At 52.0% G+C, this 24,481-nt stretch carries 22 protein-coding genes; 18 read left to right on the plus strand and 4 right to left on the minus strand.

Annotated elements, in window-relative coordinates:
• Positions 1-265: 265 nt before the first annotated feature.
• From mpl to ACJJIW_RS10820, 4 genes are all read left to right on the plus strand, one after another.
• Positions 266-1,648, plus strand: coding sequence for a UDP-N-acetylmuramate:L-alanyl-gamma-D-glutamyl-meso-diaminopimelate ligase (gene mpl, locus ACJJIW_RS10805; protein WP_444937319.1), 1,383 nt, complete (start codon positions 266-268; stop codon positions 1,646-1,648).
• A 31-nt stretch (positions 1,649-1,679) separates the two neighbouring features.
• Positions 1,680-2,342 carry a flavin prenyltransferase UbiX gene (locus ACJJIW_RS10810; RefSeq protein ID WP_444891899.1) on the plus strand — a complete coding sequence of 221 codons (663 nt, stop codon included), beginning with the start codon at positions 1,680-1,682 and terminating at the stop codon, positions 2,340-2,342.
• On the plus strand, positions 2,332-2,619 hold the full coding sequence (locus ACJJIW_RS10815; RefSeq protein ID WP_444891898.1) for an Rdx family protein: 288 nt from the start codon (positions 2,332-2,334) through the stop codon (positions 2,617-2,619). The genes ACJJIW_RS10810 and ACJJIW_RS10815 overlap by 11 nt, the downstream gene beginning before the upstream one ends.
• A gap of 118 nt (positions 2,620-2,737) precedes the next feature.
• A complete protein-coding gene (locus ACJJIW_RS10820; protein ID WP_444891897.1) occupies positions 2,738-5,320 on the plus strand; it encodes an efflux RND transporter permease subunit in 2,583 nt (860 codons plus the stop codon).
• A 73-nt stretch (positions 5,321-5,393) separates the two neighbouring features.
• Here ACJJIW_RS10820 and ACJJIW_RS10825 read toward each other — a convergent pair whose 3' ends face one another.
• Positions 5,394-5,675, minus strand: coding sequence for a peptidylprolyl isomerase (locus ACJJIW_RS10825; RefSeq protein ID WP_282931463.1), 282 nt, complete (start codon positions 5,673-5,675; stop codon positions 5,394-5,396).
• A 188-nt stretch (positions 5,676-5,863) separates the two neighbouring features.
• Here ACJJIW_RS10825 and ACJJIW_RS10830 point away from each other — a divergent pair, with 188 nt between their 5' ends.
• The 14 genes from ACJJIW_RS10830 to ACJJIW_RS10895 all read left to right on the plus strand — a co-directional run bounded on the left by ACJJIW_RS10830 (position 5,864) and on the right by ACJJIW_RS10895 (position 20,813).
• The gene (locus tag ACJJIW_RS10830; protein WP_444937361.1) at positions 5,864-6,445 is read left to right on the plus strand and encodes an LON peptidase substrate-binding domain-containing protein; all 582 of its coding nucleotides are present in this window, start codon (positions 5,864-5,866) and stop codon (positions 6,443-6,445) included.
• Between the two features lie 96 nt (positions 6,446-6,541).
• Positions 6,542-7,825 (plus strand): glutamate-5-semialdehyde dehydrogenase, encoded by a 1,284-nt coding sequence (locus ACJJIW_RS10835; RefSeq protein WP_444891896.1) that lies wholly within the window; start codon positions 6,542-6,544, stop codon positions 7,823-7,825.
• 24 nt (positions 7,826-7,849) lie between these two features.
• Complete coding sequence (nadD, locus tag ACJJIW_RS10840) at positions 7,850-8,557, plus strand: nicotinate-nucleotide adenylyltransferase (protein ID WP_444891895.1); 708 nt, start codon at positions 7,850-7,852, stop codon at positions 8,555-8,557.
• Entirely contained in the window at positions 8,554-8,931 is a 378-nt protein-coding gene (gene rsfS / locus ACJJIW_RS10845) for a ribosome silencing factor (RefSeq protein WP_413663146.1), read from the plus strand. The genes nadD and rsfS overlap by 4 nt, the downstream gene beginning before the upstream one ends.
• A 5-nt stretch (positions 8,932-8,936) precedes the next feature.
• Positions 8,937-9,413, plus strand: a complete 477-nt coding sequence (gene rlmH, locus ACJJIW_RS10850) for a 23S rRNA (pseudouridine(1915)-N(3))-methyltransferase RlmH (protein WP_444896240.1) — start codon at positions 8,937-8,939, stop codon at positions 9,411-9,413.
• Positions 9,414-9,533: 120 nt separating this feature from the next.
• Positions 9,534-11,432 (plus strand): penicillin-binding protein 2, encoded by a 1,899-nt coding sequence (gene mrdA, locus ACJJIW_RS10855; protein WP_282931468.1) that lies wholly within the window; start codon positions 9,534-9,536, stop codon positions 11,430-11,432.
• Entirely contained in the window at positions 11,425-12,570 is a 1,146-nt protein-coding gene (rodA, locus tag ACJJIW_RS10860; RefSeq protein ID WP_444891894.1) for a rod shape-determining protein RodA, read from the plus strand. Before mrdA ends, rodA begins: the two co-directional genes overlap by 8 nt.
• Before the next feature lie 42 nt (positions 12,571-12,612).
• Positions 12,613-13,623 (plus strand): lytic murein transglycosylase B, encoded by a 1,011-nt coding sequence (gene mltB / locus ACJJIW_RS10865; RefSeq protein ID WP_282931470.1) that lies wholly within the window; start codon positions 12,613-12,615, stop codon positions 13,621-13,623.
• Between the two features lie 147 nt (positions 13,624-13,770).
• The gene (locus ACJJIW_RS10870; RefSeq protein ID WP_282931471.1) at positions 13,771-14,646 is read left to right on the plus strand and encodes a septal ring lytic transglycosylase RlpA family protein; all 876 of its coding nucleotides are present in this window, start codon (positions 13,771-13,773) and stop codon (positions 14,644-14,646) included.
• 249 nt (positions 14,647-14,895) lie between these two features.
• On the plus strand, positions 14,896-16,041 hold the full coding sequence (locus tag ACJJIW_RS10875) for a D-alanyl-D-alanine carboxypeptidase family protein (RefSeq protein WP_282931472.1): 1,146 nt from the start codon (positions 14,896-14,898) through the stop codon (positions 16,039-16,041).
• A 167-nt stretch (positions 16,042-16,208) separates the two neighbouring features.
• Positions 16,209-16,490, plus strand: coding sequence for an HP0495 family protein (locus ACJJIW_RS10880; protein ID WP_282931473.1), 282 nt, complete (start codon positions 16,209-16,211; stop codon positions 16,488-16,490).
• Entirely contained in the window at positions 16,490-17,191 is a 702-nt protein-coding gene (gene lipB, locus ACJJIW_RS10885; RefSeq protein WP_444915656.1) for a lipoyl(octanoyl) transferase LipB, read from the plus strand. The genes ACJJIW_RS10880 and lipB overlap by 1 nt, the downstream gene beginning before the upstream one ends.
• Positions 17,184-18,167, plus strand: coding sequence for a lipoyl synthase (lipA, locus tag ACJJIW_RS10890; RefSeq protein WP_282931475.1), 984 nt, complete (start codon positions 17,184-17,186; stop codon positions 18,165-18,167). Before lipB ends, lipA begins: the two co-directional genes overlap by 8 nt.
• A gap of 930 nt (positions 18,168-19,097) precedes the next feature.
• On the plus strand, positions 19,098-20,813 hold the full coding sequence (locus tag ACJJIW_RS10895; RefSeq protein WP_282931476.1) for an AMP-binding protein: 1,716 nt from the start codon (positions 19,098-19,100) through the stop codon (positions 20,811-20,813).
• 70 nt (positions 20,814-20,883) lie between these two features.
• On the opposite strand, the gene ACJJIW_RS10900 is transcribed toward ACJJIW_RS10895, so the two are convergent.
• The 3 genes from ACJJIW_RS10900 to ACJJIW_RS10910 form a co-directional block, all read right to left on the minus strand.
• On the minus strand, positions 20,884-21,174 hold the full coding sequence (locus ACJJIW_RS10900; RefSeq protein WP_282931477.1) for a DUF1540 domain-containing protein: 291 nt from the start codon (positions 21,172-21,174) through the stop codon (positions 20,884-20,886).
• 159 nt (positions 21,175-21,333) lie between these two features.
• Positions 21,334-21,855 carry a GNAT family N-acetyltransferase gene (locus tag ACJJIW_RS10905; RefSeq protein ID WP_282931478.1) on the minus strand — a complete coding sequence of 174 codons (522 nt, stop codon included), beginning with the start codon at positions 21,853-21,855 and terminating at the stop codon, positions 21,334-21,336.
• Between the two features lie 112 nt (positions 21,856-21,967).
• On the minus strand, positions 21,968-24,352 hold the full coding sequence (locus tag ACJJIW_RS10910; protein ID WP_444937320.1) for an autotransporter outer membrane beta-barrel domain-containing protein: 2,385 nt from the start codon (positions 24,350-24,352) through the stop codon (positions 21,968-21,970).
• Between the last annotated feature and the right edge of the window lie 129 nt (positions 24,353-24,481).

Raw genomic sequence — 24,481 nt, forward strand, 5'->3', positions numbered from 1 at the left:
TATAGAGAAGTATCCCGATCCGGTAGTCCGCCTCGCATCTAGTTTTAAACATTTGTGCCAGTGGGGATAACCGGGAGCTCGTATCGGGTGTCGACCCTTTCGGGAAAATTCCTACCACCGTACCGGGGATGAGGCCGACCAATGCGGGGGCGGAGTCTAATGGAATAGCGAGTAAATTGCATGGTAACTGGGGTATTTGGCAATTACTGGCCCGAATTGCCGTGTTAAGCTTGCGCCGCAACCCGTAGGAGTACATTTTTCCGCTATGCATATTCATATTCTAGGTATTTGCGGCACATTTATGGGCAGTTTGGCCCAACTGGCGGTGGCGGAAGGGCACCGCGTAACCGGCAGTGACGCCAATGTTTATCCACCTATGAGCACCCAGTTGCAACAGGCGGGTATCCAAATTACCGAGGGCTATGATCCCGCACAGCTGGAGCCCGTCCCGGACCTGGTGATTATTGGTAATGCCATGTCCCGGGGAAATCCGGCGGTAGAGGCGGTGTTGGAAAAAGGGTTGGCTTACACCTCTGGCGCCCAGTGGTTGTGCGATCATTTCCTGGGTGGCCGCTGGGTATTGGCGGTTTCCGGAACCCACGGTAAAACCACCACCGCCAGTATGCTGGCCTGGATTTTGGAAGCGGCAGATATGCAGCCCGGCTTCCTGATTGGTGGAGTTCCGGCTAATTTTGGTGTCTCTGCTCGTTTGGGAGAGTCTCCCTTCTTTATTGTCGAGGCGGATGAGTATGACACTGCCTTTTTCGACAAGCGTTCCAAGTTTGTGCACTACCGCCCGCGCACGGTGATTATCAACAATCTCGAATTTGACCACGCAGATATCTTTGAGGACCTGGCGGCAATCCAGAAACAATTCCATCACCTGGTACGAACTGTGCCTGCTAGCGGCCTGATAGTGGCCTCTGCCGAAAAGAATGTAGAGCAGGTGCTTGATAAAGGCTGCTGGAGTGAAGTGCAGCGGGTTGGCAGCGAGTCTGCCGAAGGTGTGCGAGTGGGTGATTGGTGCGCAGTGGATATTGCCGCCGATGGCAGCAGTTTTACGGTTCAGTTCAAAGGCGAAGCTGTGGCGCGGGTCGAGTGGGACCTGACCGGGCAGCACAATGTGCAAAATGGCCTCGCGGCTATGGCTGCGGCGCGGCATGTGGGTGTCACCCCAGATTTGAGTGCGGCAGCTCTGGCACGCTTCCAGGGGGTTAAACGCCGTATGGAGTGCCTGGGAGAAGTGGCCGGCATCCGTGTTTACGATGATTTTGCCCATCACCCTACCGCGATTGAATCCACCCTCAATGGTCTGCGGGCGAAGGTAGGGGAGGATAAAATCATTGCCCTGATTGAACCGCGTTCCAATACCATGCGTATGGGAGTGCACCAGGGCAAGCTGGCCGACTCCTGCTCCGGAGCCGATATGGTGCTCTGGTATCAGCCTGAGGGAGTTAACTGGTCCCTGGAAGACGTCGCCCACCACTCATCGGTGCCGGCCAAAACTTTTGATTCGATTGAAGATGGTGTGGAATCTGTGTTGCAGCTAGCCGATTCCGGTAGCCATATCGTAGTGATGAGCAACGGCGGCTTTGGCGGTATCCACCAGCGCCTTATCGGTGCCCTGGAACAGAAATACGATCTCTAAGTCAGAAGACTAATGTTTCCTGCGCAGTCCTATGCTCGCAGGGCTTAATAAGGTATCGACTTTGCATCAATCCTCTTTCGAAAAGACCGTGACCCTGGCTATGACCGGGGCCTCCGGCGCTCAGTATGGTTTGCGCCTGTTGCAATGCCTGCTGGCATCGAATGTGCGCGTGTGGTTGCTGTTGTCTGAGGCGGCTCAGGTGGTCATCAACACCGAAACTGATATGCAGTTGCCGGAGGGCGATGAACGCGAGTTGCAGAATTTCCTCGCTGATCGTTTTGCCGCGCAGGAAGGTCAGCTAACTCTGTTCAGCAAGCGCGATTGGTTTTCCCCGGTGGCTTCTGGAACCGGGGCGCCAGCCAGTATGGTGATCTGCCCGGCAAGTGGTGGCACCTTGTCTGCGGTGGCCTGCGGAGCATCGAACAACTTGATTGAGCGGGCTGCGGATGTAGCCCTGAAAGAGCGCCGCCAGCTCATTCTGGTTCCCCGCGAGGCACCTTACTCCGAGATTCACCTGGAAAATATGCTGAAACTCACCCGCATGGGGGCCATGATCCTGCCGGCCAGCCCTGGCTTTTACCAGAGGCCCAGTTCGGTGGAAGATATTGTGGACTTCGTGGTGGCTCGACTGCTCGACCAACTGGGCATCGAGCAGAAGCTGTTGCCCAGCTGGGGAGAGCAGGATGGGCAATGAGATAAAACCGAGTATTACGATTCATTACTGTGTGCAGTGCAACTGGATGTTGCGAGCCACCTGGATGGCCCAGGAATTGCTGCACACTTTCGCCGATGACCTCAATCAGGTTGCATTGCAACCGGGTACTGGGGGAGTATTCGAGATTCGGATTGGCGAAATTTTGATCTGGGAGCGCAAGCGTGAGGGCGGCTTTCCCGGTGCCAAGGAGCTCAAACGTCGCGTCAGGGACACCCTGTTTCCCGAACGCGACCTGGGGCATATCGACAATCCCTGAAAAAAGTTCCAATAAAACGGTGCGGTGGCAAATTTTAGGTTTGCTAATTCATCGCATAGGCGAACAATATGCGCGCCGCAATGCGGCCAGTTTTTAGTTTGGAAAGAAGCGGAAATTTATGCTGTCAGCTTTACAGAAGTCTTATGAATACTTGGTGACCAAGCGGCCCGCTGTGGTGTTGGTGGTTATCGGCCTGTTAACCCTGCTGGCAGCCCTCGGATTGTCCCGCCTGAAGATCGACGCCTCTGCCGATTCCCTCACTCTGGAAGCTGATAAGTCCCTGGATTATTTCCGCGAGATTTCCGAGCGCTATGCCAGTGGTGACTTCCTGGTCGTCACTTACCGCTCCAAGACTGGGGACCTGTTCAGTGATGAGTCCCTGGAAACCCTGGGCAAGTTGCGGGATGAATTGGCCAAGGTAGATGGTGTGTCCAGTGTGCAGAGCATTCTCGATGTCCCACTGCTATACAGCCCCAAGCTAGTTCTCACCGATATCAGCGATGAGGTGCGCACGCTCTCCAGGCCCGATGTCGACCGGGATATGGCCCGTCAAGAGTTCCTTTCCAGTCCGATTTATCGGGAGTTGATCCTGAGTCCGGACGGGCAGACGACCGCCATTCTGGCGAACCTGAAACTGGATAGCCGCGGCATCGAGATGGTGCGCGAGCGGGATGCTTTGCGCAGCAAGCGCAATACAGAGGGGCTGACTCCGGAAGAGGCCGTTCTCCTGGAGGAGATCAGCGCGGTCTATCTGGCCCACCGTACTGAGCAAGAGAAAATTGCCCACCAGCGAGTCGATACCGTGCGCGGAATTCTGGCTGGCTACAACGGCGAAGCGGAGCTGTTCCTCGGTGGTGTCACCATGATTACCGCCGATATGATTTCGTTTATTAAGAGCGACCTGCTGGTATTCGGTGTGGGGATTCTCGCTTTTATCGTGATTACTCTGTTGCTGATTTTCCGCCAGCCGCGCTGGGTGCTGTTGCCGCTGATGACTTGTGTTACCACTGCGGTGGTGATGCTGGGGCTACTCGGCTGGCTGGACTGGCGACTGACAGTGATCTCGGCCAACTTTGTCGCACTGCTGTTAATTATTACCTTGGCAATTACCATCCACCTGGCGGTGCGCTACCGGGAATATATTGCCCAGAACCCGGATTGGGATCTTGAAAAGCTGGTATTGCAGACAGTGCGCTTTATGGCCAAGCCCTGCCTGTATACCGCACTGACCACCATCGTGGCTTTTGTGTCCCTGGTGGTGAGCGGCATTCGCCCGGTTATCGATTTTGGCTGGATGATGACGATGGGTGTGACTGTGGCTCTGCTGCTGTCGTTCCTGATTATTCCCAGTTTCCTGATGGTGCTGCCGAAGCGTGTGGGCAGTGTGAGTGCAGATAACTCCCACGCATTTACCCTGCAGTTTTCCCGCTTTGCTGAGCGCCACAAGTTTGTGGTGCTAGGTATTTCACTGCTGGCAGCCGTCGTGAGTGTGGTGGGCATATCCCAGCTGAAAGTGGAAAACCGCTTTATCGATTACTTCGATGATTCCACGGAAATTTATCAGGGCATGCTGGTGATTGACCGCCGCTTGGGTGGCACTGTGACCTTGGATATTATTCTGGATCAGCCCGAGGAGCAGGAGGCAGCTTTCGAGGGAGAAGAAGATCCCTTTGCGATGGAAGCAGAGGAAGATCCCTTCGCTGTAGAAGAGGACCCCTTTGCCTCCGATGATCCATTTGGCGGTGAAGAGGAGTCAGTGGAGCAGAGCTACTGGTTTACGGTTGCCGGTTTGGCAAAGCTGGAGCAGCTGCATGATTACCTGGAGGAGCAGCCGGAGATAGGCAAGGTTCAATCTCTGGCGACCCTGTATAAAGTTGCCGTGGATCTGAATGGCGGCCCCCTCAATGACTTTGAGCTGGCGGTGGCCAATACCAGCCTGCCGGCCGAAATTCGCTCCGTTCTGGTAGACCCCTATTTATCCGTGGAGAATAATCAGGCTCGTATCACCCTGCGAGTGATGGAGACAGACCCCACCCTACGTCGCGATGAGCTGATCCAGCGCATCTACAACTACGCTCATAATGAGATGGGTATTGCTCCAGAGAATGTCCATCAGACTGGCCTGTTGGTGCTGTACAACAATATGTTACAGAGCCTGTTTAAGTCCCAGATCCTGACCCTGGGTGCCGTTTTTGTCGGAATCCTGCTGATGTTCCTGGTGCTATTCCGCTCTCTGTGGATTGCTCTGATTGCACTGGTGCCAAATATGCTGGCGGCCTGTGTGGTACTTGGTGGTATGGGGCTCGCGGGTATCCCGCTGGATATGATGACCATCACTATCGCCGCGATTACCGTGGGTATCGGGGTGGACCACGCGATTCACTACCTGTATCGCTTCCGCGCTGAGTTTGCCAAAGATGGCAATTACCTGGCGACCATGCATCGCAGCCATGCGACGATTGGTCGTGCCATGTTCTACACTGCGATCACGATTATTGTCGGTTTCTCAATTTTGGCGCTGTCGAAGTTTGTTCCGTCGATCTATTTCGGTCTCCTCACCGCGCTGGCGATGTCCGCCGCACTGTTGGGTTCCCTGACACTTCTGCCCCTGTTGCTGGTGATGTTCAAGCCCCTCGGTCGTCAGAGGCAAGCTGATAAAGTTGAGCCCGAGGCACCGATGCAGGAGGCGCCCAGCGCCTGAAGCGAAGGAATTTGAAGAATAAAAAAAGCCGGGATAACCCCGGCTTTTTTTATGTCTGCTCAACAGTCGGGACTCAGTCCTGGCGGCTGGTAATTTCCAGCAAGTGGTAGCCAAACTGGGTTTTGACTGGGCCATGTACCTTGTGCAGCTCTTCGGAAAATACGACCTTGTCAAACTCGGGAACCATCATTCCCTTGCTGAAAGAGCCCAGGTCACCGCCGGAACGGCTAGAGGGGCACTGGGAGTACTGCTCGGCAATTTTACCGAAGTCAGCACCGTTCTCGATTTGCTGTTTCAGGTCCTGGCACTGCTGTTCATTTTCAACCAGGATATGGCGAGCGGTTGCTGTAGGCATGAAAAATCTCCGTTTGGTCAATTTACCGCAGCAGCTTAAAGGCTGGGTGTTGGGCTTGCCAGCGACAATTACCGCAAAGTGGAAAAACTTGCTCGCAATCCAACCGGTTGGCGGTAAAAAGTCTCTTAACCTGCCGCAGAGTTCCCTAGGGCGATGTTATCTTTAGGGCACACAAAAAATAATGAGTGATGACTTTGCAACAGATACCCCTTTTTCCCCTGAGTGTCCCTCTATACCCCGGCGTGACTTTGCCCCTGCGGATTTTTGAGCAGCGCTATATTCACCTTGTCAGTGAGTCCATGAAAACCAATAGCGGCTTCGGCATTGTATTGATTCGCTCCGGGGGTGAAGTGGGGCGCGCTTCAGTATGGCCTCTCGGTGTTTATGTCGACATCGTGGATTGGGGACAGGGCGAGGGAGGGCTGCTAAACGTGGAGGTGAAAGGTCGGCGTCGCTTTCGCATTGTCCACACCCGTCGCGCAGAAGATGACCTGCTTCTGGGGGACGTGGAATGGATACCAGATGAAGATGAAAAGCCGATTCCAGCTGATTGCGATGGTCTTCTGTCGGTGTTGGAGGAGTTGAAGGAGCGGGCGCAGTCGCTATCACTTAAATTTGAGCCGGTGGAGTCTGCGGACTCACTTTCCTGGCAATTGGCTCAGCTTCTGCCACTGGAGGATAAGGTTCGTACAGATCTGTTGGCGGTAGAAGATCCTCTTATGCGGCTTGCCACCATCGCCGAGAACCTGGACCGTTGGACGCGGGAATAGCTAGATACAAAGCTGTGCGGCCCGGTAATCGGCACTTTAAACCGGGTCTCGCTGGGTTATACTGCGCGGCCGACCGGATTTTGCACGGAGAGCCAAGTGACCGCCACAGACACCGCTGATCAGCAATCCACTCGCGCCAAGCTCGAACAGATGGGGCGCGCCGCCCGTACCGCAGCCAAACAGATAGCTGCCGCGGATACCTCCACCAAAAATAATGCTCTCAAAGCCATCGCTGTCCAATTGGAGACTCAGCGGGTGTCTCTACTGAAGGCCAATACATTGGATATGCAGGCGGGTCGCGAGCGCGGCCTGGATGCGGCTCTTCTAGATCGCCTGGAGCTTAACGATGCCCGCATCGATGGCATGATCGAGGGCCTGGTGCAGGTGGCAGAGCTGCCCGATCCGGTGGGAGAAGTTGAAGATTTACGCTATCGCCCCAGCGGCATTCAAGTGGGCAAAATGCGTGTGCCCCTGGGGGTGGTGGGCATTATTTATGAGTCCAGGCCCAATGTGACCATTGATGCAGCGAGTCTGTGCTTAAAATCCGGCAATGCCACAATTTTGCGTGGAGGCAGTGAAGCGCTGCACTCGAACAAGGCAATTGCCACCTGTATTACCGCCGGCTTGCGAGAAGCGGGTTTGCCGGAAACGGCGGTGCAGGTTGTCGATACCACCGATCGAGCGGCGGTGGGTGCCCTGATCACCATGCCGGAGTATGTGGATGTAATTGTACCCAGGGGCGGAACCGGCCTGATTGAAAGGGTCAGTCGCGAAGCCCGGGTGCCGGTGATCAAACACCTGCACGGTGTTTGTCATGTGTATATCGATGATCGGGCTGACCTGGACAAAGCTTTCGATATCGCCCTCAATGCCAAGACCCATCGCTATGGTGTTTGTAACGCCATGGAGACACTTTTAGTTGCCGAGATGGTTGCGGCGGATATACTGCCGCGCTTGGCTAGTGCCTACGAAGAAAAAGGGGTTGAATTGCGCGGTTGTGACCGGACCCGTGAAATCATTCCTCACTGTGTAGCGGCGACAGAAGATGACTGGAGTGAGGAATACCTTGCCCCGGTTCTCGCTGTGCGTGTTGTTGCGGATATGGAAGCGGCTATGGACCATATTGCCTGTTACGGATCCGGCCACACCGAGGCAATTGTCACTCAGGATTACAGTCGCAGCCGCCGCTTTATGAGTGCTGTGGATGCCAGCTCAGTGATGATTAATGCCTCAACCCGTTTTGCTGACGGTTTCGAGTACGGCTTGGGGGCGGAAATTGGTATCAGTACTGATAAAATCCACGCCCGCGGCCCGGTTGGCCTGGAAGGGCTCACTTCGCAAAAATGGATTGTGTTCGGAGATGGCCATATCCGGCAATAAGCATTTTTCCCTTTGGGGCAGCGAGTGCGAGAGGTACGAGAAATAATTGTGGCGAGCAAAAGGCATACGTTGGCCCTGTTTGGCGGAACCTTTGATCCGATTCATCTCGGTCATTTGCGCATGGCGCTGGAGCTGCGCCAGGTGCTCGAATTTGATGAAATGCGCCTGCTACCCAGCCACCAGCCTGCCCACCGGCAGACGCCAGGTGTATCGTCCCGCCAGCGCAGCGAAATGCTGGCTCTGGCGCTGGAGGGGTGTGAGGAGCTCACCCTGGATGAGCGAGAACTCCATCGTGGCGGAGCTACTTATACGGTAGATACCCTGGAGGAGCTGCGCAGTGAACTGGGAGGTGAAACCTCCATCAGTTTCTGTATGGGATTGGACTCCCTATTGAGTCTGCACCGCTGGCACCGCTGGGAGCGCCTCTTGGAGCTGGCACATCTGGTGGTGGTAACAAGACCGGGCTGGCACCTGCCAGATCGCGATAGCGAAGAGCATGGCCCTCTGGCAGAACTGCTGGAGAATCATCGGAGCACGGTTGCAGACTTGCATACACGAGCATGTGGTTGCCTGCTGTTGCGGGAGCAGACCATGTTGCCGATTTCCGCGACGCAAATTCGCGAATTAATTAAAAGTGGCCAGTCGCCACGCTATTTGCTGCCCGCAACTGTGTTGCAGTACATAGAAGATCATCGACTTTATACAGAGGTTGCTTCAGGCGACCCGCAATGAATCAAGGTGTTATGACAAATATTAAAGATATCGCTCTCAATGCGCTGGAAGATTTGAAAGGTAAGGATATTGTTTCCCTGGATGTTTCCGGGCTTTCAGATGTAATGGACAATCTGCTGATCTGTACTGGTACTTCCAGCCGCCAGGTTAAGTCCCTGGCAGAGAACGTTGTAGACGAGCTGAAAAAAGAAGGTATTCGCCCCATTGGTGTTGAAGGTGTCGACCAGGGCGAGTGGGTATTAGTCGACTACGGTGACTTGGTTGTCCACGTTATGCTCGCAGATGTTCGCGGTTTCTACGATCTGGAGAAACTCTGGTCTATGACTCCGAATACCCGTGACGATGCCGATGGCAGTGATCCGCACCAGGGTTAATTGTTGTGAAAATCCGCATTCTTGCCGCCGGTGGAAAAATGCCGGCTTGGGTGCAGGAGGGCTACGCCGAGTACGCTAAGCGCCTGCCCCGAGAAATTGCTCTGGAAATGGTGGAAATTCCACTCGGCCAACGAGGTCAAAAGAGCTCTGCAGCCCTGATTGAAAAAGCGCGAAAAAAAGAGGGCGAGGCGATGCTCGCCGCTTTGGGGCCGCGGGATCACGTGGTAGCACTCGATGTGAAAGGCAAGCCCTGGAGTACCGAGCAGTTGTCGGCGCAATTAAGTGATTGGCAAATGCTCGGGGAAAATATCAGCCTGTTAATTGGCGGACCCGACGGTTTATCCGAAGACTGCCTCGCTCGTGCGCGCCAGCGCTGGTCCCTGTCTCCACTGACCTTGCCGCACCCGCTGGTGAGGGTGGTTCTGGCTGAACAAATTTATCGCGCCTGGACATTATTAGCCGGCCATCCCTACCACAAATAAAGCATTTGCGATAAGTCGCGGAGAGATTTGCCGACTCGGTTCTCTCTCCTGACTCGCCCTGTGTTAATGTAGGGAATTAGTTTTTTTGTACGCCAGTCAAAAACCATCGAATAAATTCTGATGCCGCACGATTACCACCTCAAGGACCCTCATACCGAGCAGCGATTGTTTCGCAATCGTATGTTGGTGGCGCTTTTGGGTGTTGTCTTCTTGTTGGGAGTCCTCGTTGCACGTTTCTATAACCTGCAGGTCGTCAATTATGAGGACTACCGCACCCAGTCTGATGAGAACCGCATCCAGGTGCGTCCGGTTGCGCCAACCCGGGGGTTGATCTACGACCGCAACGGCATTCTATTGGCAGATAATCGCGCCAGTTATAACTTGTCGATTGTTCGCGAGCGTGTTCGTGATATGGACGCGACCTTGGAGTTGATCGGTAATCTGGTGCGACTCGATGAAAACGATGTTGCCAAATTTCAGAAACGCCTCAAGCGCCGTCGCCCCTCATATGAGCCGGTGCCTCTCCGGTTTCGATTGAATGATGATGAAATTGCTCGGATCAGTGTTAACCAGTTCCGTATGCCGGGAGTGTTGGTGGAGGCGGAGCTGGTGCGTTACTACTCCCTGGGGGATCTATTTGCCCACAGTGTGGGTTATGTGGGGAGAATCAGTGATAGCGATCTGAATAACTTTACCGAAGATGATGTGCGCCGCTATCGGGGTACCCGCAGTATCGGTAAGGTCGGGTTGGAACGCTCCTACGAGGACCTTCTGCTCGGGGAGGTTGGTTACGAAAATGTTGAAATTAATGCTCTTAGCCGAGTGCTGCGCGTACTTGAGCGACAAGATCCCAAACCGGGCGCTGATCTGGTGCTCAACCTGGATGCTCGGCTGCAACAAGTCGCCTCTGATGCCCTGGGAGATCGACGCGGCGCAGTAGTTGCAATCGATGTAAATAGCGGTGGAGTGCTGGCGTTTGTTAGCAAGCCATCGTTCGACCCCAATCTGTTTGTGACCGGCATTAGCTTTGCCGACTATCGGGCGCTCAGCGATTCCCTCGATGTACCTCTGTTTAATAGGGCTGTCCAGGGTCGGTATCCACCAGGTTCTACTTTAAAGCCGCTGATGGGGCTCGGTGGACTCCAGGCAGGCATTATTTCCCGGGAGACTACGGTTAAGGACCCAGGCTTTTACAAGCTACCTAATGATCCCCGCATCTATCGTGACCACGTGCGCTGGGGGCATGGTGAAAAAGTAGATCTTGTGCAGGCTATGGCGCAAAGCTGTGATGTTTACTTCTGGGATATGGCGCACCGTTGGGATATTGATGATATGCATAGTATCGCCTCCCATTTCGGCCTGGGTGCCAAGACTGGAATTGATTTGCCGATTGAGAATTCTGGGCTATTTCCCTCTAGGGATTGGAAGCGTGGTGCCCGCGGAATGCCCTGGTTCCCCGGAGATAGTTTAAATGCGGTGTTGGGGCAGGGGTTTGTATTGGCCACGCCACTGCAATTGGCAGTGATGACTGCCACGATAGCCAATCGAGGAACTCATTATCGCCCGCAAATGGTCAAGTCGATCAACGGGGTGGAGCAGCCATCGGAGATATTGCATAACCTCGAGGCACGCCCGGATCACTGGGATCTGGTATTCGAGGGAATGGAGGCTGTAGTCAACCACAGTACAGGTACTGGGAAGCGGGCAGGTAAAGATCTGGATTTTCGCGTGGCGGGTAAGTCAGGCACTGCTCAGGTGGTCGGCATTGCCCAGGGGGCACGTTACGATTCCGAAGCGCTGCAGGAGAGGCATCGCGATCACGCCCTATTTGTGGCCTTTGCGCCTGTGGATAACCCCCGTATTGCCGTTTCAGTGCTGGTCGAGAATGGCGAGGGTGGCGGCAAGGTTGCTGCACCGGTGGCTCGGGAGTTGTTTGCGGAGTGGATGTCACGCCCGCAGCAAGAGCTGCAGAAAGCTGCGAATGCTACCCATTTGGGCGAGGGGGCGAGCAATGGCTAGTCGTGACTTCTCCCACCGTTTGTCAGATGTCCATGGAAGTCTGCGCAGACCGGTCAGCCTATCCCGCCGCCTGCATATGGATATACCGCTATTAGTGTTGTTGTTAGTGTTGGCAGCCTTGGGACTTGGGGTGCTATACAGTGCCTCCGGCGGTGATATGAATTATGTGCGACGCCAATCGATTTTTATGTGTGTAGCCTTTGTGGGCATGTTTATCGTTGCACAAATCCCCCTGGATTTTTACCGACGCTGGTCCCCCTGGGCCTATTTGGCCGGATGTGTACTCCTAGTTGGGGTATTGTTCTTTGGTACCAAAGCGATGGGAGCGCAGCGATGGTTGGAAATTGGTGGATTTCGCTTCCAGCCATCGGAAGTGATGAAGCTCGGTGTCCCCATGGCAGTGGCGGCTTATCTGCATCAGCGCCGGCTGCCGCCCTCGTTGATAACAGTGATAGGGGCGCTGGCAATTGTGGCAGTTCCCGCAGCCCTGATTGTGCGCCAGCCGGATTTGGGAACTTCAATCCTGATTGCGGCATCGGGCTTATTTGCCCTGTATCTAGCGGGGTTGAGTTGGAAGATGATCAGTGTGGCGGCAATGGCTTTACTGGTTGCCGCCTATCCTATTTGGCACTGGGGGCTACACGATTACCAGCGCCAGCGAATTTTGACCCTGCTCAACCCAGACGATGACCGTTTTAATACTGGCTGGAATATATTTAACTCCAAAGCTGCTATCGGCTCTGGTGGCATTTATGGCAAGGGCTATCTGCAGGGAACTCAGTCACAGTTGGACTTCCTGCCGGAGAGTCATACCGATTTTATTATCGCGGTACTGTCGGAGGAGTGGGGCATGCGCGGCGCCCTGTTGCTGCTTTTGCTATATGTACTGATTATCGCCCGTGGCATTTACATTAGCTTTATGGCCCAGCACGTATTTGGTCGATTGTTGGCGGGGAGTATTACCCTCACTTTTTTTGTCTATGTATTTGTAAACATTGGTATGGTTACAGGATTGTTGCCGGTAGTTGGGGTGCCCTTGCCAGTGATTAGTTACGGCGGGACATCCTTGATTACATTGATGGCCGGGTTTGGCCTTCTTATGGCTGTTGGCACGGAGAGGCGCAGAGTGCATTTTTGATGGGCACTGCACAGGGACAATAACCGGATTTAGAGACGCGAGATGAAGACAGGAGCGGTCGTTTTGAAGTGGACCTCGGGATTATTAATCGGGATGGGACTGGCCCTCGCTGCCTGTGCGCAGGAACCGGGTCATGGGGACAATAAACAAGCGCAACAATTCGTTGATTATATGGTGGAAGAGCACGATTTTAATCGCGAAGAAATGCAGACCTTGATGCGTGAGGCCAAGCGCAAAGACTCCATCCTAAAAGCGATCAAACGGCCAGCTGAGAAAGCCAAGCCCTGGCACGAGTATCGCAAAATGTTTCTCACCCCGCAGAGCATTGCTGGTGGGGTGGACTTCTGGGATCAAAATGCTGAGGCCCTGGCTGAGGCTGAAAAGAAATACGGTGTACCCGCTGAAATGATCGTCGCTATTATCGGTATTGAAACCCGGTACGGCGGTAATATGGGCGGCTACCGAGTTCTGGATGCTCTTTCCACGCTGGCATTTAACTACCCTCGTCGCTCGGCGTTTTTTACCAAAGAGTTAGAAAATTACCTACTGCTGACTCGTGAGCAGGATATGGACCCCCTGGCTCTCAAGGGCTCTTATGCTGGGGCTATGGGCTACGGTCAATTCATGCCTTCAAGCTACCGCTCTTATGCGGTGGACTTCAGCGACGATGGCAAGGCGGATATATGGAATAATCCTACCGATGCGATCGGCAGTGTGGCTAACTATTTCGTGAAGCACGGTTGGAAGCCCGGCGAACCGGTCGCGGTACTGGCCAGCCCCCGGCCGAATGCAGATATGACAATCGTCAACGATACTCTGCAGCCGCAGTGGACCGTTGGAGAATTGGCGGACAAAGGCTTTAACGCTACTAGCCAGGTGGCTCCGGAAATGCCAGCCAACGTATTCTCCCTGCAAACTGAGCAGGGGAAACAGTATTGGCTCGGTTTGAATAATTTCGCGACTATCACCCGCTATAACCGTAGTCGTCTCTACGCTATGGCCGTCAATGACCTGGCCCAAGAGATCGTTAAAGCGAGAGGCGGCAAGTCTTAAGGCGGCTTCAGTCCCGCAGCTAAATTTAACCCAAATGGAGGGAACCATTTGGGTTTTTAGTGTTCATATTTTTCTATTTTATTTAGCAGTTCCAGATAATAGCGGCTTGGAGACGGCAGCAATAAGTTGTCGCGCGCCGGGGGGATTATGTTTCAGTGCAAAGCGCGTTGGGGAGTGGCCCTGGCGGTCCTGATATTAGCGGCCTGTAGTGGCCCGCAGCCAAAACCACAGAAAACCGAAAACACAAAGCAGCCGGACTTTAATAGCATCAAGGATAGTGGCCCTGCTGCTCCGGTAAATATGCAAGCAGCCCCTGAACCGATCCCTGTCCGCGAGCCGATCGGCGACGCCGGCAATAAATCCCCTTATAAGGTCAACGGTGTCACGTATCGTGTACGCAATGACGTCAAGGGTTATAAAGAGGTGGGGCAGGCTTCCTGGTATGGAACAAAATTCCACGGCCGACGCACTGCAAATGGCGAGGTCTACAATATGTATGCCATGTCTGCTGCCCATAAAACGCTACCACTGCCCAGCTATGCCAAGGTCACCAATCTCGACAATGGCCGCAGTATTATCGTGCGGGTAAACGATCGGGGGCCCTTTGTGCACGGGCGCATCATCGACCTCAGTTATACTGCTGCGCAAAAGCTCGGATACATTGATAAAGGCATTGCTCGGGTTGAGGTAGAGGCTCTGGACCCGGCCGCGTTGCCGGCGGCCAATGAAGTACTGGCCAATAGTGATGGCACCGCTGGTTTGGCGGAAGATACGACTATCAAGTTGCCCGACAATACCTATCTGCAAGTTGGTGCTTATAGCAGTTCCGCGCAGGCCCAGGAAATTCGCACCCAATTGGCAGCGGCCATTGACTATCCTGTTGCTGTTAGTTCTGTTCAGAGTGGCGGCAAGACTTATTATCGAGTTCGAATTGGCCCACTCACCCAGCAGAGAGCTTTGGCAACAGCGCGGGAAACTGTTGAGCAAAAGCAATTTGGACAGCCACAAGTAGTTTACGAATAGTGTTGTGGGCTTTTGGGTATCAATAGGTAAGGGTGATATCTGCCTTAAATGATTGTGACTGATGCTGTCGGCGGCAGTCATTTGAATACCCGTTCACAAAATAGTGCGCATTGACGCGTTTTTTCTTGTATTTTGTAATTTTGTAATGATAGGCGGCGTTTGGTGACAAGCTCTAGTGCCGCTGATTAACCTTGTAGATTTCGTTGCAGGTTAAGCCAACGAAAACGAGGAATGACGAGACATATACCTATGATCACACGGATTATCGCCTGTTCTTTCCTGTTGTTATGTGCGGGCCTGGCCCAGGCGCAATCTCTTATCCCTGCACCGCCTCAATTGGCGGCAAAGTCTTACCTGCTCTTAGATGCCAATACCGGTCAGGTCCTGGTTGAGCACGAGGCGGATACTCCGGTACCGCCGGCAAGCCTAACCAAGATGATGACGGCCTATATCGTTTCTGAGGAGATCCTTAAGGGGAGCATCAAAGAAAACGATATGGTTCGTATCTCTGAAAAGGCCTGGCGTAAGGGTGGCTCCAAGATGTTTGTCAAAGTGGGTGACCAGGTGCCGGTTATCGACTTGATGCGCGGTGTGATTATTCAGTCCGGTAACGATGCGAGTATCGCCCTGGCAGAACACGTCTCCGGTAGCGAAGAGGTCTTTGCCGAAGTTATGAACCAGCAGGCAGAGCTGCTGGGCATGGAAGATACTAACTTTGTCAACGCCACTGGCTGGCCTGCAGAGGGGCATGTAACGACTGCCCATGACCTGGGTGTACTGGCGCGTGCGCTGATAATGGACCACCCGGAGCATTACGATATTTATTCCGAGAAGTATTTCAGCTACTCCGGCATTAACCAGCCCAACCGCAACCGTTTGCTGTGGCGCGACTCCTCTGTAGACGGAATTAAGACCGGTCATACGGAAGAAGCAGGGTACTGCCTGGTGGCTTCTGCAATGAAGCGCGGCATGCGCCTGGTTGCTATTGTTGTCGGCACCGACAGTGATGAGAAGCGCGCCTCTGAAACCCAAAAACTGCTCGCCTACGGCTTCCGCTACTACCAAACCCACAAGGTCTATGGTCAGGGTGAAGAGTTGCAGACGGAGCGTGTCTGGGGTGGTAAAGAGCCCAGCGTGGGTATTGCCGTAGCTAAAGATGTATTCGTTACCATCCCCCGAGGCGGTGAGGAAGGCATTAAGGCCGACCTGATTGTGGATGGCGAGCTGGAAGCGCCTGTGCAAAAGGGCCAGCCAGTAGGTAAAGTTGTTGTGACCCTGGATGGTGAGACTGTCGCCGATGTTAAAGCAGTTGCTGCCGAAGATGTGGAGCGTGCCGGTTTCTTCAAGCGCATGTGGGACTCCATCAAGCGCTTTGTAATGGGCTTTTTTAGCTAATTGCTGATTTAGGGATGGGAATGATTCCCATCCCTGTCCATCCCTCCCCACTCTCTGTCCACTTCCCCTTTTGCTCACTGTCCACTGCTGTTTAGCCGCTGTATAATCGCCGCCCGGCTGTGCCTAAGCTTTTCTCAATATCTAACAGCCCGGCCCCGGAGAGTGGTATGAGTCAAGATCCCAATCAAAAAGCCCCGAAAATTGAATTTCCCTGCGAAGACTACATGGTCAAGGTCGTGCGTGATGCCAATGATGAGGCGCACGAATTTGTACTGGATGTGATGCGTCGCCATGCCCCCGGCCTGGATGAAGAGCGCGTTACCTTGCGTGACAGTAGTACTGGTAAATTCACCTCAATGACTTTCTTTATCCTCGCCACTGGTGAGGAGCAGCTCAAAGCGTTATTTGAAGAACTGAAACAGCACCCCGCTGTGCATATGGTGCTCTGATGACCATTGTTCGCGATCTTGCGCGGCGAGATTACAAGAGTGTCTGGCAGGCCATGTCGCGCTATACCGATAGTCGCGATGGCGAAACTGCCGACGAGATCTGGTGTGTAGAGCACGAGCCGGTTTTCACCCAGGGGCAGGCAGGCAAAGCCGAGCACCTGCTGAATACTGGTGATATACCCGTGGTTCAGGTGGATCGTGGGGGACAGGTGACTTATCACGGCCCCGGCCAGTTGGTGGTGTACCCATTGCTGGACCTGCGCAGAGCAAAAATCGGCGTGCGTGATCTGGTCACTGCCCTGGAGACTGCCACGGTGGCAATGCTGGAAACTTTTGGTGTTGCAGCGGCACCCAGGGCCGATGCACCTGGGGTCTACCTCACTGAAGGCCCACGTGCGGGAAGTAAGATTGCCTCTATCGGATTGCGAGTTCGGCGGGGGTGCAGTTTCCACGGTATTGCCATCAATATCGATATGGATCTGGCTCCATTCCTGCGGATCAACCCCTGTGGTTACGCGGGGATGCAGATGGTGCAGATGGCCGAAATATTGGAACCCACCCCGAGTTGGAGCCAGGTCGCCGAGATTTTTGTACGCGAGCTGCTCCACACTCTTCAGTTGCCCGACGCCCAGTGGCAACCCATTGATGAAAAAGTATTTGCGCAGCTGAGCGCAGAACAGCAGGAATTAAGTAATGGCTGATAAACCCGACCTGGTGCCCGTTAAGCGCACTCGCCGCCTCCAGCAGGGGGAGAAACTTCGCGATGGCGATAAGGTAGAGCGTATCCCGGTGAAGGTAATTGCCAGCGATAACCTACTGCGTAAGCCTGACTGGATTCGCGTAAAGGTTCCCGCTTCAAAAGAAGTGGATCGCATCAAAAATATTCTCCGCTCACAAAAACTGTCAACGGTTTGTGAAGAGGCGAGCTGCCCTAATTTGGGAGAGTGCTTTAGTGGCGGTACCGCGACATTTATGATCATGGGTGAAATCTGTACCCGTCGCTGTCCTTTCTGCGACGTGGGCCACGGTAAGCCCAATCCACTGGACCCGGAAGAGCCTAAGAACCTGGCGGATGCCATTGCTGCAATGAGTTTGCGCTATGTGGTAATCACCTCTGTTGACCGGGATGACTTGCGCGATGGTGGCGCCGAGCATTTTGCCAATTGTATTCGTGAATCGAGAGCGCAATCCCCGAACCTGCAAGTGGAAATTCTCACTCCGGATTTCCGAGGCCGTATGGATGTAGCGCTGGACATTCTGGAGAAAGAAGCTCCAGATGTGTTTAACCACAATTTGGAAACTGTGCCACGCCTGTATAAAGAGTCTCGTCCCGGTGCTAATTACAAGTGGTCTTTAAAGCTGCTACAGGAATACAAAAAGCGCCGCCCTGACGTACTGACCAAGTCCGGGTTGATGGTTGGCCTGGGTGAGGAGAAAGAGGAAATTTTCCAGGTAATGGACGATATGCGCGAGCATGATATCGATATGCTTACGATCGGCCAGTATCTGCAACCGAGTAAAGAACACTTGCCGGTACAACGCTACGTCCATCCGGATGAGTTTGAAGAGTATCGCCGCTACGCCGAGCAAATCGGCTTTAAGCACGCGGCCTGTGGTCCCTTGGTACGCTCCTCTTATCACGCTGATAAGCAGGCCCACGGGGAGAAAGTGGGCTAACATAAGTTCAGAGTGGGGGAGTGGAATTTCATTTTCCTCTCCCTGTTTATTCTTTCGCTACTCTTCTACGAGAGTTCATTTTCTTTTTATCAGCTATTGGCAGTTAGTCGGTATAGCAGTGAGTTTATTTTCTTGATAAAGCGGATTAACTTTAGATCGCTTAATTGTCGAGATAAATATTTCTGAGATACGTAAAAGTTAATTGTTTCATTTCTAATATAGTGCTGTTTTAAGAAATCTCCATTTTCTATCTGGGGGCTTTTATAGTGCCTGTTGATGAGGCTTCTCCGTGATCTGACCTTGGACCTTTAAATTAAAAGGTTTAATAGTGGCTGTCTGTATATAGAATAATAATCTTTGACGGAAACATGTATTTAATGACCAGAGGCTTTTGTTGGTTGCGTGATAGGTTTCTGAATTGAATGTGGTTGTTTTTGATCAAACTCCAGTAGAAATAAAATTAATGTTTGTAAATACGAATTGCTCTCTGATTGGAGCAGCAATTTTAATTTGTGCCAACATCAACGTTTTTTACTAACGTACTTTGGGCTCTCTATTGGCCTAGCAAATTAAACTCTACTAGTAAGCATACTTTTGTTAGATCTTATGTCCCAATTAGAAGCTAGAAGCCCCTCTGTATGTGACTAACCGTCCGAGCTTTCTATGCGATAACAGTAATTGCACTAATAGGCGATCTTCAGTAACTTTAGATAAAACAATAACTGTCAGAGATTCTGCCTTTTTAGGTGTCTCATCTGCCATATTCAATGGGCTGATCTAGCCAAGCTAGGCAAAAGTCGTTATTTAATTACTTTAGTGCTAAGCAACCTTGGTAATTTTGTCTACGGTATGCTGCATATTGGTGCAGTCTACCCGGACATATAACGTTATCCATAATTAAAAAAACACAATAATCAGAGAGGACTAGCGATGACCCCAGAAGAAAAGTACGAGAAGGTGAAAGACCTGCAACCCTTGGAGATTCTTTACCGGAGGGAGGCTCAGCAGGCTGAAACCGTTTTTCTTCGCCAAATGCAGCAGCGCCAATGGAGAGATTATACTTGGGGTGAGGTAATGGATCGGGCTCGGAGGATCGCTGGCTATTTACGCAGCAAGTACGAGCCCGGTGATCGCATCGCTATTCACGGTAAGAACTGTGCGGACTGGATCATTGTGGACGTGGGTATCATGTTGGCGGGAATGATCAGCGTGCCACTTTACCCGGGCCAATCTGTCTCCTCGATGACCTATGTATTACAGCACTCAGAATCGAAGATGCTTTTTTGTGGTGCCACTGACAATAATGCTGCTCTGCAGGAAGTCGCTGATATGCTGCCTTCCGTCGCTATCCAGCGCTGTGAAATCCGTTGTGATCAGGACCTGGAAACCTTAATCAAAGATAGTGAGCGCTATGAGGAAAAACCAGTATTCGGTCTGGATGATATTTTCACGATCATGTATACCTCTGGAACTACCGGCAATCCAAAAGGCGTTATGCATAGCTGGTCTTCAGTGGTCTTTGTCTCTCCGAATATGATCCGCGGTTATGGAATGGATGAGAATGATCGCGTTCTTTCCTATTTGCCTCTAGCCCATGCCGCAGAGCGAATACTGGTTGAATTCCATTGCTTATATTCGGGTACACCAATTCACTTCCCAGAATCCCTGGATACTTTCCTTGAGGATTTAAAGCGCACGCGTCCAACTATGTTCTTCTCGGTTCCCCGGCTCTGGACCAAATTTAAAGAGGGGATTGACGAGAAAATTCCGCCGTCACTGCAAGAGGTGTTACTGCGCATTCCGGGAATTAATACCTGGCTGAGAAAGAAAGTTCGCAATGGCTTAGGGCTGGATGATGCCGAAATATTGGTTAGTGGTGCATCCCCTATTTCCATTGAATTGCTTCGTTGGTACCACCGCATGGGGATGAAGGTAGCGGATGGTTATGGAATGACTGAGAACTTTATTTATGGTTGTTTTGCACCGCCGGGAGAGGACCCGGTACCGGGAACGGTTGGTAAGCCTTATCATGGATGTGAAGTCAAAATTTCTGAAGATGGGGAGATACTTTTCAAGAGTGACTCCTTGATGAAGGGGTACTATCTAGAGCCTGAAAAAACAGCGGAGGTAATAAGGGATGGTTATTACCACACAGGCGATTCAGGTTTTATTGATGCAGATGGCCTAGTTCATATTACCGGTCGAATTTCAGAGACCTTTAAAACCAGTAAAGGAAAATTTATTCAGCCCAGTCGTCTCGAAGGTTATTTTGGTAATGAAACATCATTGGCTCAGCTGTGTGTACTTGGGCATGGCATGGATCAGCCTGTGATGTTGGTGACTATTTCTGAGTCTGCTGAAAAATTAGCGCGTGAGGAGGTAAACGAGCATTTACAGAAGCTGCTTGCCTCCGTGAATGATAAATTGCCGCAACATGAGAGAATTAAGACCATCTTTATTACCAAGGAAGAATGGACACCCCTCAATGAGTTCTTGACGCCGACATTGAAAATTAAGCGAAAGGTGCTTGAGGCTCATTATCAGCCCTTATTTAAACAGCATGTGGATACCTTAGGGGTGGTGTGGGAGCCTCGTACTTCAGTTGGAGTGGATTCAAAAGAGGCTTCACTTGAGCCTGTAAGTTAATAAATCGAGTAGAAATAAAAAGCCCGGCGAGTTTTAAACCGGGCTTTTTATTGAGTTATTAATAGTCTAATTAATGGGTGTAGCTCTGGCAGTGTTGGGAATTTCCTCTCAATCCAATTTGAATACTTTCTGCTGAGCACTCGAAGTCATCATTAAATTTGCAATCTTCCATTTTGCAGGCGCCGACACCGGCGGTGCGAGAGCTGCTTGTGTGGCGAGAATTTGTGAAGAAAGTGTCACAGTCGGGATCTGCGCCATCACCAATGGTAATTGCTCTGGCGTGGCAGGCATCGTTGGCATTATAAGCGCATTGGCTGGCAGCACATTGACTGACTTCTGGCATATCTGTTGCGATAATCATGGCAGTCCTCTCCTTAATAGTAAGTTGGAGACTAGCTCAGCATACTTACATGTCAATGGAAAGCCATATGATCTGTAGGGAATTTTTACTTTCAGTATTTAGCTACAATATTTGTTGCTAAATGTTTTTTAGAATCTGATTTATATTGCAGAAAGTTATTTAGTTTGACGCTTCTTTTTGCCAGGTCATTAATAATAATTCTTTAGTCTCACCCGGTAAGACAACATTTGACTCGCAGTTCAAACCAAGCTTTTCTAGTAGTCGAATAGATGGTGTATTTTCTGGCTGTGTAATAGCAAGGATTCGCTGAAGTCCCAACTTCTTCTTGGCATATGCCATTACGGCTTGCGCGGACTCTAGAGCAAAGCCCCGACCACGGTAATCGGGCAAAAAGGCAAAGCCGATATCCACTCCATCGAGTCCCTCCCGTTTAACCAATCCGCAGATACCTATTGCTGTGCCATCTTTCAAAGATACTTTGTACATACCAAAGCCGTGCTCGCGATACATGGCGATAGGGCCGTTTAGAATATAGTGACGAGCTTCAACCTCAGTGCGAACTCCGCGATCGCCAATATTCTGCAAGAAGTCAGAGTCGTTAAGTAATGCCAGCATTAACATAGTATCTCGATCTTCATTTAACTCTTGAATAACCAAGCTGGAAGTTTCCAATTTGAGCATTTGATGATCTCTATTTCTGTTGGATTAAATTGGGTGGGGCCGAGGTGCGTCAATTACTGGAGGTGAGAAGTAGGGAGGGGGATGTGCCCCCGGTTGGGGGCACAGTTACCACTTAGAAGCGGTAGGTCAAATTAACGGATGCAGATTCAGTTGTTGGACGGGAAGCAACAGTTGCACTTACGGCAATAGTGTCAGCTGCTTGCCAGCGAATACCAGCAATCATACCCATACCGCCGTTGAAGATACCTTCGTCAACACTGGCATAGCTTGGCATCGCATTCATGTTGCCTTCCATGGATTTAACGCCCACTTCGATAGTGTCTTCTTCGGTACCATTGGAATCTTCGTACCAAATTTCTGCGTAGGCATTGATGTTATCCCAGCTCTTATTGGTGAAAGCACCAAAACGCATATTTCTCAAGCGGCGATCCTGATCGCCATAGTTCATACCCAGGGGATCGAGCTCGTTGCCACTCAGGTCGGTGTAGGTGAACCCTTCAATAGCATCTTCGGTATAGCCATCTACATCAGTGGTCACTCTGGTGAAGCTCACAAAGGGCCCAAACTGGAAGCTTTCGCTGCTGAGCAGGTTCGCACCCGCGGTAATGCCCAGAGATAGGTTTTCACCAGAGGTGCTACCGGTCAAGTCACCATTGTAAGTATCACCCAAGGAGATAGAGCGGCTAACCTCGTCATAGTCCACATCAGTCAAGGTCGCATTGGTTTCGACAAAGAAGATGTCGTAGTGCATGCGACCGAATACGCTGTAGTTGGTAGAAGTCGATTCGATAGCCAGTTGTGAGTTGTCCACATCAATATTGGAGCGACTCACGGCAAAACCGATCTCAGCGTTATCGCGCAAAGCAAAGGTCATACCGAGGACATTCGAATAACCATCACCTCTGACATTGGCGGTGTAGTCAGTGTCGTAGTCAATGTTGCCGAGGGAGCTACCAGCGAAAACGCCAGTCTGAGCAGAGCGATAACGAACACTCGCCAGACTCTCGTCCAGGCTATTGGTGTGGCTACGACCAGCTTGTATAGCGATATCCGGCAGTTGGCCGGCAACCTGGGCTGCATTTACGATAGCGGTGTAGTAGTCGGCAAGAACTTCCTGGCCAACTTGAGTTGGGTGCACGCTGTCATTGAAAATCAGCTGGTCCGCATCGGGGTCGGAGCCATCAATGCCGTATACTGGGTGCTCGATGCAGTCGTTGCCGCTGTCATCGTAGCAGTATTGGCTTTGATCAACATCGCCGGCCAAGCCCAGTTGTTCCGCATTATTCAGTGCGACTTTCAGTAAGCCCGCCTGGTCTACCATCAGCACGCCATCAATATCCTTGGCCTTGCTCAATAGACCAGAGTTAAAGCTTTCAGAAGCTGCGCTGGCTTCCAGTAAAATGCTGTCGATAGCTGCAGTTAACTCGGCAGTGGCTTCATCTTCAGTCATCAATCCAGCTGCAACAGCAGCTTCTAGTGTCGCTGCATCATCGCTGGAGTAAACCGCTTCATAAGCGGCAGCATAAACCCCTGGGGTTTTGCTGATATCCGGTACATTGGAAACCAAAATATAGTTGGCGCCAGCGTCAGATAGGGCTCCAGCTGCACTCGCCAGCATGGTAGATGCGAGGGAGAGATCTTCAGTTACTTCGTCGATAGTAGATGTGCCAGCGACGACATTGGCAAAGCCATTAAGCAGGTCATTACCGCCGCCATTTACCCAGTAGAGCGCATTGTGATCGGTGCTTCCCAGGGTGCTTTCCAGGTAGCCCAGGCCCAGAGGGTGCGGGTTACCGGTTGTGCCTGAGTCGGCGATGATAGTTGCAGGAGCTGCATCGATCTGAGCCTGAACGGCCTCCGCCTGGGCAGTGTAATAAGCGGCAGTGTCACTATCGCCGGCAGCTTCATATTGTTCAGCAGCTGCGGTTAACTCTGCAACAATAGAAGGCCCTTGAAGTATCAGTGCCAGCTGGGTCAGGTCCGCGTACATTTCTGTATCGGTTTCGCGGGTTGGATCTGGGAGTAGCGCGCTGGCAAAGTTATGAATGCTGGAGTCATAAGTCAGGCCGTTGGCACTCAGGTACTCATAGTAATTTTCAGTACCAATTACATTCAGTAGGACATCTGCTGCTCTGTGGCCGCCAACGGCCCAGCCGTTACCAGAGTCGGAGAAAGCTTCCAATACTTGTACTTCAGCTTCCGCCAGCAGTTCTTCTGTTGTCATGCTGGTATCGGTCAGATCGATATTGGGCAGGCAAAGAGTTAAATCTGCACAGGAGGGAGTTACTTCACCCAGACCTAAGTTCTGCGACAAGATGCTGATTGCAACTTCACGGTCGTCGCCGCCATTAGTGAATACATCGTAGTTGCCGACATCGGTCAGGCTGTCACCAAAGGCGATAACCTGGGAAAAGGCTGTGTCTTCGGCAAAAGCCGCAGAGCTTGTCATTGTTGCGAGTGCAATGGCCGCTGCGAGGCTACGCTTGGCGTTATGCATGGTTTTCTCCTTGTCGCGGTAATCTCACACCCGCTGAGACATCGGGAGCAGTCCAGAGGAAACTACAGGGCGAGAGTCTTTATTGTTCTTTGCTCCAATACTTCAAAGGAGCTAGGCAATGTTAGCGGA

It is taken from the genome of Microbulbifer maximicatervae (SeqCode) (assembly GCF_052467815.1).